The sequence below is a fragment of the Cetobacterium sp. genome, assembly GCF_051653945.1.
In the GTDB taxonomy this organism is placed as follows: domain Bacteria; phylum Fusobacteriota; class Fusobacteriia; order Fusobacteriales; family Fusobacteriaceae; genus Cetobacterium_A.
This window is the reverse complement of record NZ_JBOFXD010000043.1, coordinates 17,713-31,792: the sequence shown is the minus strand read 5'-3', so window position 1 is coordinate 31,792 and position 14,080 is coordinate 17,713. Positions and strand designations below refer to the sequence as shown.

The following is a 14,080-nucleotide window of genomic DNA, read 5'->3' as shown; positions in this document are numbered from 1 at the left end:
AATTTGATTCAGATTGTACTACTTCTTTAGAATTTTTAAGAGAGCTAAATATAGATTAAAGTATTGAAAATAAAGGGGTCATAGATGGTCAGGAAAATCCTTAGCGTTGTTATTCCGCGTTTTCCTGACGGGACCCCTTTTTGGGGAGTTATTTTCCTAAAAATTTAACTTATATTTACTTAGTATACTCTCTATTTTTCCAATCATTTCTTCTTCTAATTCCCATGTCGTACTTCTCACATTCTCTTCTATTTGCTGAGGTGTTTGAGCTCCACAAATAACTGGTCCAACTTCTTTTTGAGCTATTAACCAATTTATAGCAACTTGTGATAATGGTTTTCCTATTTCTTGAGCTATTTCTTTTAATTCTTCAACACAGTTAAAGTAATTTAAAAATCTTTCTCCATTTAATTTTGGATTTTTTGATCTATCATCTGATGAATCAAAATTATTTTCTAATTTAAACTCTCCAGTTAACAATCCTTGCATTAAAGGACTGTATGGTAAAAATGCCATTCCTTCCTCTTTGCATAATGGTAACAATTCATTTGCAGTTCTATACTCTAACTGCTTATGATGATAAATTTCTGAATTTGGTTCTAACATATTGTATAGACCTTGGAGTGTTGAAATTTCAGCTAATTCCATACATTTTTTTGTATCTTTTAAGGAAAAATTAGATAGTCCTATATATCTTATTAATCCTTTTTCTTTCATCTCCATTAAAGTAGCCATTCCCTCTTCTAATTCCATTCCTTCAAATGGCCAGTGTATTTGATACAAATCAACATAAGAAGTTTGAAGTCTTTCTAACGAGGCATTTAACTCTTTATATAAACTTTCTCTTGATATACTTTTAGTAACAACTTTATTTTCATCCCATATAAGACCACACTTTGTTGCAATAAAAAGAGAACTTCTATCATAATCTTTTAAGGCTTCTCCTAATATTTTTTCCGAATGTCCCATTCCATAAATAGGAGCAACATCAAAAAAATTTATACCTAATTCTACAGCTTTTTTAATTGTTTCTATAGATTTTTGATCCTCTGTATTGTTCCATGTACCACCTATCGCCCAGCATCCAAATCCAACTGAAGATAATTTCTCATTATTTAATGCTTTAAACTGTTTATACGTCATAGTTTTCTCCTTATTTTCTTAATTCTGGCCAGAAATCTTTATTAGCTTCAATTAAACTGTCTAAAATATCTTTTGCTTTTAATGCTGAAGAAACTGTCTTATTTAAAGTTAACGCTTTAAGTGCTTTATCATATGAATTTTCCATATAAGCGTCTACCAAACATTTTTCAGAAGCTAATTGTTGCTCTATCATACCTTTATTAAATGTAGGTATTTCTAAATTTTCATATGTACTCATAGGCCCATTCTTAGTTATTAAACATGGTATTTCTATCATAGCATCATTTGGAAGATTTTTAATAGCTCCATTATTTTCTACAATTACTAAGTATTTTTTATTTAAATCATTTGCTAAAGAGTTTGCAACATCTACTATAAACAATCCATGAGCTCCAACATGGAAAGCTTCTCTATCATAATTACCTGTTTTTTCATACTCATCTATTGCTTTAAACAATGTCGCTTCCCTTCCATCCATAACTTCATTTGCTCTTGTATAATCTTTATTTAATTGATTTAAAACTAAATCCCCTAATAAATAGTATTGCATATATGTATTTGGTACATAGTCATCAAAAAGATTTAAAATATATTTCATATTTTTATATGTTTTTTGCCACGATGCATCTTTATGTTGTAAATCATAGTTAGTTTCAGGGAATAAACCATGTTCTTTTATAAAGTTTTTCATTTCATCTATTCTTTCTATACCATTTACTTTTAAACTTGTAAACCATCCAAAGTGATTAAGTCCAAAGTACTCAGGTTCAATCTCTTCATAATCACATTTAAATATATCTGTCATCTTTTGCATCATACCAACTGGCATGTCACATATATTAAGAACCTTTGAATTAGGTCTTAATCTTCTCATTGCCTCTGCAACTATTGAAGCTGGATTTGAGTAGTTTATCATCCAACACTCTTTTTTAGAATACTTTTCCATGTAGTCAACTAACTCTACCATAGGTTTTATAGCTCTTAGTGCATATGCCATTCCTCCTGGACCACAAGTTTCTTGTCCAATTGTCCCTAATGATAAAGGAATTTTTTCATCTAACTCTCTCATTGCATATTTACCAGTTCTGATTTGTGCAAATATAAAATCTGCATCTTTAAAAGCTGATTCTGGATTTGTATGCTCTGTAAATAATAACCCTGGATCCATTTCATCAACTACACTTTTTGTTATAACAGAAATCTTTCTCTGTCTTTCTCCATCTATATCAAATACCCTTAATTCATCTAATTTAAATTCATTTTTTTTACTCAATAAAGCTTTTACAACTCCAGGCGTAAATGTACTTCCCCCACCTGCTATAACTACAACATATTTTTTCATAATAATCCTCCCTAATTTTACTCTTCATCTTTTATATTTAACTCTTTACAAACCTCTTTTTTTATCTTTTGAACAGATAATCCATATATAATTTGAACTCCCTCAGAATTTTTAACAATACCACTACATCCTGTTGTATTCAATAGTTTCTCATCTATTTTTTCTAAATCCTTAACTTGAACTCTAAGTCTTGAGTAACAATTTGTAATAGTTTTTATATTTTCAGATCCACCTAATCCTAAAATTATATTTTTTATTTTATCGCTTTTTTCACTCTCTTTATTTTTTTCTTTATAATCCGCTTTACTATAAAGCTTTACTTCTCCACTTTCTCTTCCAGGAGTTTTTAAGTTCAATTTTTCTATTAAAAACTTAAATATAACATAATACAAAGCTATTTGAGCAAAACCTAATAAAATAAATTTAAATGTATCTCCTTTAGCTCCTGCTGGAAGCATCATTGCCAAAAATTCAATTCCTCCAGATACCGCTATTACTCTTAAATCTAATAGTGCAGCTACTGCCATTCCTACTCCAGCTAAAATTGCATGAACAATAAATAAAATTGGAGCAGTGAATAAAAATGAAAACTCTAATGGTTCTGTTACTCCTGCGAAAACTGCTGCTCCCACAGCTGGAATTAAAATTCCTTTTGTTTTTTCTTTTAAATCACTATTTGCACATTTATACATAGCTAAAGCTGCTCCTACTAATCCAAACATTTTACTCATAGCTTTTGTTAAATAAACTGCTCCAGATCCCAATCTATTAACAGTTGAAGAAGATAACTCTGCCATAGCGATATTTCTGACACCTTCTAAATATTGACCATCAACTACACCAGTTCCACTTATAGCTGATAGTTCTACAGGTACCCATAACAAATGATGTAATCCTGTAGGAATTAAAATTCTTTCTAAAAATCCATAAATTCCCACACCAAATACTCCTGTAGAAACAATTGTATTTGTCATTTTAGCAATAAAAATCTGTATTACTGGCCAAGTATAAGTAAAAAATATTGATAATAATATTACAGTTGGTATACCTATCAATAAAGCTAAATTTGAACTACCATAAAGTCGCATTGCACCTTCGAACTCTTTATCTACAAATTTGTTATGTAGATAAGCTGTAACTAATCCTAAAATAATTCCTAAAAATACCCCCATATCTAAAACCTGAACTCCTAAAACTAAACTCTGTCCAGTTCCCCTTAAATCACCACTTAAAAGAAATCCTTGAATTTTCATAAAAGAATTCATAGAATAAAGAAAAATAAAAAATAAAATTATTCCACTTAATCCAGCATCCCCCTTTTTTCTTTTTGCCATTCCAGAAGCGATTCCAACAGCAAATATTGGAGATAGATTTATAAATATACTTAATAATGAATCTTTTGTTAAAACACCAAAATTATTCAACCACTGAATTTTTGAAAAAGGAATAGATGGATTTGTTAATAAAACTCCAAATGCCAATAACATTCCAACTATCGGTAATGTAAATACTGGAACTAATATTCCTTTAGAAAATTCAGTACCCAATCGAGTTATAGTTTTCTTTAGTTTTTCAATATTTAAACCACAATCTTTTTTTAAAACTTTATCCATAGGACCCCCAAAAACAATTTTTTTAAAATTGGTATATACCAATTACAAGGTAATAATATTTCATTTTTGCAATTTTGTCAATAATTTTTTTATTGATTTTTTTTTTAATAAAAATTATAATTGTTTTAGTAGACAAAAAATATAGGAGATATTAATGAAATTACCTAGATATATCGAAATTGCAAAAGAACTTGAAGAGAAAATTTTAAATAATACCTATAAAAAAAATGAACGTCTTCCTGCTGAAAGAATATTAGCTGAAGAATATAATGTTACTAGAGTTACAATTAGAAATGCTATTGAGCATTTAGTTTTAAAAGGATTTTTGGAGAAAAAAGTTGGAAGTGGAAACTACGTAAAAAAAAATACTTTAAACTTAAATATTAGTGAACAATTAAGTTTTAGTGAAAAATCTCATTTTCTAAAGCAAACTCCACGCACAGATGTTATTGAATTTAAAGAGATTTCTGGAGATACAAAACTAATAGAAATATTTAATTGTGATACTAATGAAATATTTTTCTTTATAAAAAGGGTTAGATACTTAGATAATATTCCTGTTAATCTTGAAAATACATATCTTCCTAAAAAACTTTTTCCAGATTTAACTAAAGATATTATGGGTGGATCTAAATATGATTTTGTAGAAAAAACTCTTTCTATAAAAGAAAGTTACAATAAAATAACTCCACTTCTACCAACCGAAGAGTTAATTCAACTATTTAATTTAACTTCTTGTGAACCAATATTTTACAAAACATCTATTGGAATCTCTAAAAAAGATATACCCTTTGAATATAGTGAACTGTATTTTAATCCAAACATATATGAGTTTACTTTTACTTCAAAAAGATAAAAAAAGAAGAAAATTGATAATCAAATTATCAATTTTCTTCTCAATTATAGTTTTCATAATAAACTATTTTCTATCAACAGTAATTGCAACGTAGCTATTTAACTAAATTAAAAATACATCTCTTTCCTGGTGTAAAATAACATTTGTTACATGAGACACATTTTGGCTTTTTTAAATCTCCTCCATCAAATCTATATGTCTATTCCCGCCTATCAAAATTATTGGAGTATCAATCAGTTTAGCTAATTTTTTAGCATAGTCTTTAAAATATGATTCGTTAGCTTTAGAAACTACAACTTTTGTTCTAGCAGCACCTAAATTATTTTCTGATACCTCTTTTATAGATTCATTTCCACCTGTGACTTCTATTGCGTCAATCCCTAATTTAGAAAGTTTTTTAGCAACATACATGCTATCCTCTTCTGTAAGTCCACCCTCTTTAACGAAATCGGCAGAATTTAGCTTTATCCAGATAGGAAAATCTTTTCCCACAGCTTATCTCATAGCAGTAAAAATTTCAAATATAATTCTTCCTCTATTTTCAATACAACCACCATACTCATCAGTTCTTTTATTATAATATGGTGATAAAAATTGGCTAAGAAGATATCCATGCCCACCATGTATTTCTACACCATCAAATCCAGATTTTTTAACTCTTAATGCAGCGTCAGCATAAGCTTTAACTAAATATTTTATCTCTTCTTTTGTAATCTCTTTGGCCCAAGTTTTTGTATTTTCATTTTGCATAGTTAAAGGTCCCCAAATAGTTCTTTCTCCTACATTAAATGTTGTCATGAATCCACCATAAACTATTTGCATTATTATATTAGCTCCATATTCATGAATTTTATTTGTAAATCTTTGATATTCAGGAATAAAACTATCATCATATATTCCCATCATTCCAGGATTTGGTTGCTCATTTTTAGTAACAAAAGCATATCCTGTAATAAGAGTTCCAGCTCCACCTCGAGCTAATTCTTCATAAATAGCTGAAAGCTCTGGAGTTAAATGACCTTTTTCATCTGCTAAATCTTCCCATAATGCTCCTCTTATTATTCTATTTTTCATTTCTAAATTACCTAATTTTATTTTATCAAAAATACTTTTCACAATTAATCTCCTTTAAGCTTTTTACATTACAACAAGATTATATTTTATTATAATCTCTATAACAAGTACGCACTTTTTTGTAAGACTACTTACTTTTTTGTAAGAATTAAATAAAATTAGACTTTTTGCATAATAAAATATTTTATGACATTAAAAATATTTTGTTATTTGACATTAATAATTTAAATGTTAAAATTAAGGTACTAAATTTTTTGAAAATAAAGGGAGAGAAAATGTTAAATTATAAAGATAAAAATTATTTTTGTCAATTGGATTTAGGTTTAGAGTTTATTCGTGGAAAATGGAAAGCATTAATTATATGTCATTTAAAGGATGAACCTGTTAGATTTTTAGAACTTCAACGAAGGATTCATGGAATTACTCAAAAAATATTAAACGAACAGCTTAAAGCGTTAGAAGAAGAAAAAATTATAGAAAGAATAGTCTATCCAGAAGTCCCACCTAGAGTTGAATATAAACTTACAGAAAAAGGTTTAGCTCTTCTGCCAGCTTTAGAAATGATTGAACAATGGGCTAAAAAATACTTAGAGTCCTTCTCTGTTAAATAGATTAATAAAATTATATAATACAAAATTTTTATATATAAAAACTGATAATATATTTCAAAAATATAGTAAAAGTTTAAAAAAAATAATGAAATATTTTGCTAGTTTACAATTTGTAGATTATAAGATATACTAAAAGAGCAAAAAATAAAAGGAGTTAATTTTAATTATGAAAAAAAGAACGTTTTACATTCTAAATATTTTTCTAATTTTATCATTTCAGCTATTAGCTTTAAATTTTACTGAGAATAAAAAAATCGAAGAAATATTTGAAAAAAATAAGTTACAGGGAACTTTTGTCCTTTACGATGTACAAAATAATAATTTTATTGGCTATAATAAAAAAAGAGCAGAGGAACAATTTTATCCAGCTTCTACTTTTAAAATTTATAATTCTCTAATTGGATTACACACTGGAGTTGTAAAAAATGTTGATGATACTTTTTATAAATATAATGGCGAAAAAGTATTTTTAAAAAGTTGGGCTCAAGATTCAAATCTAAGATATGCTATTAAAGTTTCACAAGTTCCTGCTTATCAATTACTAGCTAGAAAAATTGGAACAAAAAAAATGCAAGAAGAAATCAATAAATTAAATTTTGGAAATAAAAATATTGGAAAAGAAGTTGATCAATTTTGGTTAAGAGGGCCTTTAAAAATTAGTGCAGTAGAACAGTGTGAATTATTGACTAAATTAGGAAATAGTGAATTACCATATGCTGAGAATATTCAAAAACAAATCCAAGAAATAACAATTTTAGAAAAAAATGAAAATTGGACTTTACATGGAAAGACTGGATGGGCGACTTCAAATATAGAAATTCCAATTGGGTGGTTTGTTGGTTGGATAGAAAAAAATGGTAAAGTATATAGTTTTGCTATAAACTTAGATATGAAAGAAAGTAAAGATTTACCTAAGCGTGAAGAGATTGCAAAAGAATCTTTAAAAGCTTTAGATATTATATAAAATTTTATTAAAAAATATTTTTCATTTTTATCCAACCAATTTATGGTTGGATTTTTTTTTTGAATTGTGTTACCATCAATGTATAGAATTGAAATGAAGGAGAATTAAAATGGCAAAAGGTTATGACCAATATTTGGAAAGAAAAAATAAAGTAAATAGTTTTGGAAAAGAACTTACAAGAAGGGCTAAGTCAAAGTGTGAGCTTTGTGAAGCTACAGGTGTAAGCCTAAGTATCTTTGAAATTCCACCAACTAAAGAGGAGCCAGAGGTAGAAAGATGTATTTTTATCTGTGACGAGTGTAGAGATAAATTAGAGAGAATAAAAAAAGCTAAAGAGAACGATTTTAGATTTTTAAGTAATTCTATGTGGAGTGAAGTTGATATGGTAAGAGCTCTGTCTATTGTCCTACTAAAGGAGATGTCAAAAAAATATTCGTGGGCCGAAGTTATCTTAGATGACCTTTACATTGATGAAACAACTGAAGAATTAATTAAAACTATAGAGTTAGAATAAACTTTTCTCATAACAGAGAAAAGTTTTTTTATTTTTTGAAAAATTATGTAAAGGAAAAAGTAGAAAAAAATATAAATATATATTTATATAGTTTTTAGGAGGATTGCAAATGGACGAAAAAAATTCTATTAAAGAAAAATTTTTAGAATTTGAAAAATTTTTAAACTTTGTAGGACCAGACAAAGAGCAACTAATTATCGTTTTAAGAAAAGCTCAAAACATATTTGGATATATTCCAAAAGATATTCAAAATTTAATATCTAAAAAATTAAGAATTCCTATTGCTGAAATTTATGGCGTAATCACATTTTATAATTATTTTATAACAGAACCAGAGGGAAAGTATCCGATTCATCTTTGTATGGGAACAGCCTGTTATATAAATAAATCTGAAAATCTACTGAAAGAAATTAAAAAAATTTTAAATATAGACATAGGACAAGTAACTGAAGATGGAATTTTTTCTCTAAGTGTAGTTAGGTGTTTTGGTGCTTGTGCTTTAGCCCCTGTAGCTAATATAAATGGTAAAATTTATAGTAAATTAACTCCTGAATCTTTAACAGAAATATTAAAAAAATATAAGGAGGAAGGAATATGATTACTAAAAAAGAAGACTTGGATCAAATCAAGAAAAATTTTATCGAGCGTGAACATAAGAAACTTCAAATAAAAATAGCCATGTCTGTTTGTGCAAAATCCTCTGGTTCAGAAAAAATTTATAACTATTTTTTAGAAGAGATTAAGAATAAAAATTTAGATATAGAGATTATTCCTACTGGATGCATGGGATTTTGTTACTGTGAACCAACTTTAAAAATACTTGAACCTAAATCAAAAGAAGTAAAAATTATTGGAGAGGTCACTATTGAAAAAGCAAAAGATATTTTAGATAAAATAATAACAAATAAAAAAATCGAGGGTGATATAACTCCTAGAATAAAAGAAAAAAGAGTTTCTCTTTTAAATTGTGGTGACATAAATCCAGAAAGTTTTGAAGCTGCTATAGCTAGAGGAGCTTATTTTTCATTAGAAAATATACTAGCCAATTTTTCAAGAGAAAACATTGTTAACTCTGTAGAAAAATCTGGATTAAGAGGGAGAGGAGGAGCTGGGTATTCAACAGGTAAAAAATGGAGAGCTCTTTATGAAAATAAAGGTGATGAAAAATATATTGTTTGCAATGCAGACGAAGGTGATCCTGGAGCTTTTATGGATAGATCTATTCTAGCTGGAGATCCACATCTAGTATTAGAAGGATTGATTATCGGAGGATATGCTGTAGGGGCTAAAAATGGAATCATCTATATAAGAGCTGAATATCCACAAGCTATAGAAGATTTAAAAAAACATGGTATATTGGGAGAGAATATTTTTGGAGCAAATTTTAGTTTTAATATTGAATTAAAATATGGAGCTGGTGCTTTTGTTTGTGGAGAGGAAACTGCTCTTATTCAATCTATGGAAGGAAAAAGAGGCGAGCCAAAAGCAAAACCACCCTATCCTGTTGAGTCTGGTTACCGAGAAAAACCAACTGTAGTAAATAACGTTGAAACATTTGCAAATATAACCAGAATCTTCCAAAATGGTGTTGATTGGTATAAAGCAATTGGAACAGAAAAATCACCTGGAACTAAAATTTTTGCTCTTGTAGGTAAAGTTGAAAAAGTTGGTTTAGTTGAAGTTCCTCTAGGAACAAAATTAGAAGAGATAATTTATGAAATTGGTGGTGGAATTAAAGGCGGCAAAAAATTCAAAGCTGTTCAAACAGGAGGCCCATCTGGTGGATGTTTAAGTGAGGAGGATTTAGATATCTCCGTTGAATATGATGAACTTGTAAAAAGAGGTGCCATGATGGGATCTGGAGGATTAATTGTTTTAGATGAGGATGATTGTATGGTTGAAATGTCTAGGTTTTATATTGGATTTTCTGTGGGTGAGTCCTGTGGAAAGTGTACCCCTTGTAGAATTGGAACAAAAAGATTATATGAGATTTTAGATAAAATATTAAATGGAAAAGGAGAACTAAGAGATTTAAATCTATTAGAAGAGCTTAGTATCACAATCCGAAGAGCATCTCTTTGTGGACTAGGAAAATCTGCCCCAAATCCGATTCTATCAACATTAAAAAAATTTAGAAATGAGTATCTAGATAAACTAGAAAGGAGATGATATATTTTGTTTGAAATAACAATTGATGGTTTTAAAACTCAAGTTTCTAAAAATACAACTATTCTAACTGCTGCTAAAAATATAGGTATAAAAATTCCATCTCTTTGTAATTTAAAATTAGATGGATATTTTTTTAACAACCACGCAACTTGTAGAATATGTGTTGTAGAGGTAGACCAAAGAGATGGTTTATACCCAGCTTGCTCAACTATTTGTTGGGAAGGAATGAATGTTATTACAAATTCCTCCCAAATTATTCAAATTAGAAAAAATATACTTGAACTTTTAATATCAAATCACCCTAAAGATTGTTTAACTTGTTCAAAGTCCGGAGAGTGTGAACTGCAAAAATTAACACAGGAATTCAGACTCAAAGAGATTCGATTTAACGGAGAAAGAAATCAATTTAATAGTGAATACTCTGAATCCATTATTAGAGATCCTGAAAAATGTATCATGTGCAGAAGGTGTGAAACCATGTGCAATAAAATTCAAACATGTGGAGTTTTATCAGCTATAAATAAAGGTTTTCACTCAGTGGTTTCCACAGCATATGAAAACAATTTAGATAATACCGTTTGCACATTCTGTGGTCAGTGTGTGAATGTTTGCCCTGTTGGTGCTCTACATGAAAAAAATTATACTTGGGAAGTTATGGAGGCTCTTGCAAATCCTAATAAAAAAGTTATAGCACAAGTTGCTCCTGCTGTTAGAGTTGCATTGGGTGAGGAGTTTGGAATGGAAGTAGGCTTAAATGTTGAGAAAAAAATTGTTACAGCACTTAAAAAAATGGGATTTGACGGAGTATTTGATACAACTTGGGCAGCGGATTTAACAATTATGGAAGAGGCAACTGAATTAAAAGAGAGGCTTGAGGGTTATTTTTCAGGAGATAAAAATATAAAACTTCCTCTATTGACCTCGTGTTGCCCAGCATGGATAAATTTTATAGAATATAACTTTCCAAACTTACTAGATATTCCATCTACAAGTAAGTCTCCTCAACAAATGTTTTCAGCAGTTGCAAAAAATATATGGGCTCCTAAAATGGGAATAGATAGAAAAAATTTAGTGGTCGTTTCTATAATGCCTTGTTTAGCTAAAAAATATGAGGCCTCAAAACCTGAATTTATGAAAGACGGAAATAGAGATACGGATATGTCTATTTCAACAAGAGAACTTGCAGATATGATAAGATATTTCAATATTGATTTTCCTGAAATAATAGATAATGAATTCGATTCTCCAATGGGTGAGTATACAGGAGCTGGGATAATATTTGGAAGGGCTGGTGGAGTTCTAGAAGCTGCTTTGAGAACTACCTATGAATGGATGATGCACGAAGAATTAAAGGATATAAATATCTTAGAGATTGAAAACTCCAAGGGTTTAATAACTAAAAAAATAAAATTTGGATCAACACAATTAAAAGTTGGAATAGCACATGGTCTTGGGAACGCTCGAAAACTTTTGGAGGAGATTGAATCAGGAAAAGAATTCTATCATGCAATAGAGATAATGGCTTGTCACTATGGATGTGTTGGAGGTGGTGGCCAACCATTTATTCATGAAAAAACTCAAATATTACAAAAAAGAGTCAACTCGCTAAATAAAATAGATAAAAATTGTAAGTTGAGAAAATCTCATGAAAATTCATATGTAAGAAAATTATATGAAGAATATTTTGACTCTCCCTGTTCAGAAAAAGCAAAATTGTTACTCCATACAAAATTATTAAAAAAATAAATAAAATACACCGGCATTTAGCGGGTGTATTTTTTCTAATTTCTTATTATACAGTTTCTTCTTAATTTAAAAAATTTTTTTTATCATTGATAATTTCTTGAAGCTTATCTATAAACTTACAAAGATGAAAACCATCGCATACTGCATGATGAACTTGAATAGCTAAAGGGATTAAATATTTATTATTTTCTAAATAAAATTTTCCAAAAGTAAATATAGGAAAATAATAATCATATCCATTTTTCAAATTCAAATTAAATCCATCAAAAGTATTCCAAGGAATCATTGAAATCGGAAAACTATTTTCTGGAAGATTTTCTTTTCCAATCATTTTTGGACTATCTCCAAATTTAGATACATCAATAACATATGAGCTATAAAATTCAGAGTAGGAACTGATAGAATCACTCCATAAGTTAGTAAATAAATCATTTCCCTCTTTCAAATAAGTATAACAAGGATATAAAGTTTCATAAATCCCTAAAACTCCATTAGAATTTTTATTTATCCTAAACTCTTCAAACTCGTTAACAGTTTTAGTTAATGCAAAAATTAGTGCTGGATAAATTTTCAAATTTAATTCTTTTATATTAGTTATATCTATTTTTGTTGCTAAACTTACTGTACATGGAATATCCTTAGAAAAATGTTCATAGTACTCTTTTCTTTTCCAATTTTCAATATCAATCTCTTTAAAAAACATTTAACTTCTCCTTCAAACTATTAATTCTTAATAAGATTATATTCAATATCATATAAATTATATCTTTAATTAATTATTTCTTAAAAATATTTGTTCCACTTATCTATAATCCTTATTTTAATTCTATATTTCTTCTAGATTTAAACCACTCTAAAGTCTCACCCTCAGTTTCTTGCGGAAGAATTCTTCCATAAACTTCATTATATAACCATGCTAAAGTTTTTTTTGAAAGATATTTTTTCATCTCATTCTCTCCTTCTTGCATAACTACTTTAATAAAACATGGGCATTTGGTATATGATTCCGGAAGATTATGTTGATCCACTAAAATATTTTTCTGTCTAATCTCTACACATTGAAAAAGAGGCTCTTTTCCTTCAATGGCCTCAATTACATCCCAAAAAGATATCTCTTCTGGGTTTCGTGCTAACTCGTACCCACCCTTTACTCCTGGAACTGATTTAGTTATTCCTGCTTTTCCTAATTTTGTAAAAACTTTAGCTAAATAAGATTCTGATACTCCTTGAAATTCTGCTAAATCTTTAATTCCAATATAATCTTTATCTTTAAGCTTTACTATATATAAAAGGCAATGAATAGCATACTCTACACCTACTGACATTTTCATAATTTCATACTCCTTTAAAAATTTTATCATCTTATATTTTATCATCAAAATATTATTGATTCAAGAACGATATTTTTTATTGACATAGCTTTTATAAAATGTTAATATAATTAACGACAATAATTGTCGCTAATATAAATTTTTATAGGAGGTTTTATGTTTAATGAAAAATTTTTAGAGGTATTAAAACACGAAGGAGTAGTTTCTATTGTCACTTGTGGACCAAATGGGGCTCACGTTTCTAATACTTGGAATAGTTACCTCACTATAATTGATAATAATAAAATTTTAATTCCCGCTGCTGCAATGATTCTAACAGAGAAAAATGTTATTGAAAATCCAAAAGTAAAATTAACATTAGGTAGTCATGAAGTAATGGGATATAGATATATGGGAACTGGTTTTTTGGTTGAAGGAACTGCTAAATTTTTAAAAGAGGGCACAGACTTCCATATGATGAAAGAGAAATTTTCATTTCTTACAAGAGTTTTAGAAATTACCGTAACATCATATAAACAAACACTTTAAATCTAAGGAGAGATAATAATGGCAAAACAAATAATAGAAGAAAATTGTATTGGATGTGGATTTTGTGAAAGAACGTGTATTGTAGGTTGTATATCTCAAATAAAAGATAAAAAAAGGTTTATAGATTCTAATGCATGTGTTGATTGTGGAGCTTGTCAATTAGCTTGCCCTTCTAAATGTATTGTTTAA

Annotated in this window: 16 protein-coding genes; 9 read left to right on the top strand and 7 right to left on the bottom strand. The window is 28.6% G+C overall.

Annotated features, from left to right (window positions below; genetic code table 11):
- Positions 1-156 precede the first annotated feature (156 nt).
- From ACRC8M_RS04365 to ACRC8M_RS04355, 3 genes are read right to left on the bottom strand one after another with little or no spacing between them, the layout of a single operon-like run.
- Positions 157-1,143 (bottom strand): aldo/keto reductase, encoded by a 987-nt coding sequence (locus tag ACRC8M_RS04365; protein ID WP_438528027.1) that lies wholly within the window; start codon positions 1,141-1,143, stop codon positions 157-159.
- Between the two features lie 10 nt (positions 1,144-1,153).
- Positions 1,154-2,485 carry a family 4 glycosyl hydrolase gene (locus ACRC8M_RS04360; RefSeq protein WP_438528026.1) on the bottom strand — a complete coding sequence of 444 codons (1,332 nt, stop codon included), beginning with the start codon at positions 2,483-2,485 and terminating at the stop codon, positions 1,154-1,156.
- Positions 2,486-2,502: 17 nt separating this feature from the next.
- Positions 2,503-4,098, bottom strand: a complete 1,596-nt coding sequence (locus ACRC8M_RS04355) for a PTS transporter subunit EIIC (RefSeq protein WP_438528025.1) — start codon at positions 4,096-4,098, stop codon at positions 2,503-2,505.
- Positions 4,099-4,252: 154 nt separating this feature from the next.
- Between ACRC8M_RS04355 and ACRC8M_RS04350 the strand changes: the two genes are divergently transcribed.
- Positions 4,253-4,954: a GntR family transcriptional regulator gene (locus tag ACRC8M_RS04350; RefSeq protein ID WP_438528024.1), complete on the top strand. Its 702-nt coding sequence runs from the start codon at positions 4,253-4,255 to the stop codon at positions 4,952-4,954.
- Between the two features lie 171 nt (positions 4,955-5,125).
- Here ACRC8M_RS04350 and ACRC8M_RS04345 read toward each other — a convergent pair whose 3' ends face one another.
- Positions 5,126-5,446 carry a hypothetical protein gene (locus ACRC8M_RS04345; RefSeq protein WP_438528023.1) on the bottom strand — a complete coding sequence of 107 codons (321 nt, stop codon included), beginning with the start codon at positions 5,444-5,446 and terminating at the stop codon, positions 5,126-5,128.
- 3 nt (positions 5,447-5,449) lie between these two features.
- Entirely contained in the window at positions 5,450-6,070 is a 621-nt protein-coding gene (locus ACRC8M_RS04340) for an NADH:flavin oxidoreductase (RefSeq protein ID WP_438528022.1), read from the bottom strand.
- Between the two features lie 233 nt (positions 6,071-6,303).
- Between ACRC8M_RS04340 and ACRC8M_RS04335 the strand changes: the two genes are divergently transcribed.
- The 6 genes from ACRC8M_RS04335 to ACRC8M_RS04310 all read left to right on the top strand — a co-directional run bounded on the left by ACRC8M_RS04335 (position 6,304) and on the right by ACRC8M_RS04310 (position 12,032).
- Positions 6,304-6,639, top strand: coding sequence for a winged helix-turn-helix transcriptional regulator (locus ACRC8M_RS04335; RefSeq protein ID WP_438528021.1), 336 nt, complete (start codon positions 6,304-6,306; stop codon positions 6,637-6,639).
- 166 nt (positions 6,640-6,805) lie between these two features.
- Positions 6,806-7,603: a class D beta-lactamase gene (gene blaOXA / locus ACRC8M_RS04330; RefSeq protein ID WP_438528020.1), complete on the top strand. Its 798-nt coding sequence runs from the start codon at positions 6,806-6,808 to the stop codon at positions 7,601-7,603.
- A 109-nt stretch (positions 7,604-7,712) separates the two neighbouring features.
- Positions 7,713-8,117, top strand: a complete 405-nt coding sequence (locus ACRC8M_RS04325) for a PhnA protein (RefSeq protein WP_438528019.1) — start codon at positions 7,713-7,715, stop codon at positions 8,115-8,117.
- 109 nt (positions 8,118-8,226) lie between these two features.
- Entirely contained in the window at positions 8,227-8,715 is a 489-nt protein-coding gene (locus ACRC8M_RS04320; RefSeq protein ID WP_438528018.1) for an NADH-quinone oxidoreductase subunit NuoE family protein, read from the top strand.
- Positions 8,712-10,286: an NADH-ubiquinone oxidoreductase-F iron-sulfur binding region domain-containing protein gene (locus tag ACRC8M_RS04315; RefSeq protein ID WP_438528017.1), complete on the top strand. Its 1,575-nt coding sequence runs from the start codon at positions 8,712-8,714 to the stop codon at positions 10,284-10,286. Before ACRC8M_RS04320 ends, ACRC8M_RS04315 begins: the two co-directional genes overlap by 4 nt.
- Before the next feature lie 6 nt (positions 10,287-10,292).
- Positions 10,293-12,032, top strand: coding sequence for an NADH-dependent [FeFe] hydrogenase, group A6 (locus ACRC8M_RS04310; RefSeq protein WP_438528016.1), 1,740 nt, complete (start codon positions 10,293-10,295; stop codon positions 12,030-12,032).
- Positions 12,033-12,093: 61 nt separating this feature from the next.
- On the opposite strand, the gene ACRC8M_RS04305 is transcribed toward ACRC8M_RS04310, so the two are convergent.
- Together ACRC8M_RS04305 and ACRC8M_RS04300 are read right to left on the bottom strand one after the other, a co-directional pair.
- Entirely contained in the window at positions 12,094-12,735 is a 642-nt protein-coding gene (locus ACRC8M_RS04305) for a CatA-like O-acetyltransferase (protein WP_438528015.1), read from the bottom strand.
- A 112-nt stretch (positions 12,736-12,847) separates the two neighbouring features.
- On the bottom strand, positions 12,848-13,363 hold the full coding sequence (locus ACRC8M_RS04300; protein WP_438528014.1) for an RrF2 family transcriptional regulator: 516 nt from the start codon (positions 13,361-13,363) through the stop codon (positions 12,848-12,850).
- A 156-nt stretch (positions 13,364-13,519) separates the two neighbouring features.
- Between ACRC8M_RS04300 and ACRC8M_RS04295 the strand changes: the two genes are divergently transcribed.
- Together ACRC8M_RS04295 and ACRC8M_RS04290 are read left to right on the top strand one after the other, a co-directional pair.
- Complete coding sequence (locus tag ACRC8M_RS04295; protein WP_438528013.1) at positions 13,520-13,891, top strand: pyridoxamine 5'-phosphate oxidase family protein; 372 nt, start codon at positions 13,520-13,522, stop codon at positions 13,889-13,891.
- Between the two features lie 18 nt (positions 13,892-13,909).
- Positions 13,910-14,080, top strand: coding sequence for a 4Fe-4S binding protein (locus ACRC8M_RS04290; RefSeq protein WP_438528012.1), 171 nt, complete (start codon positions 13,910-13,912; stop codon positions 14,078-14,080).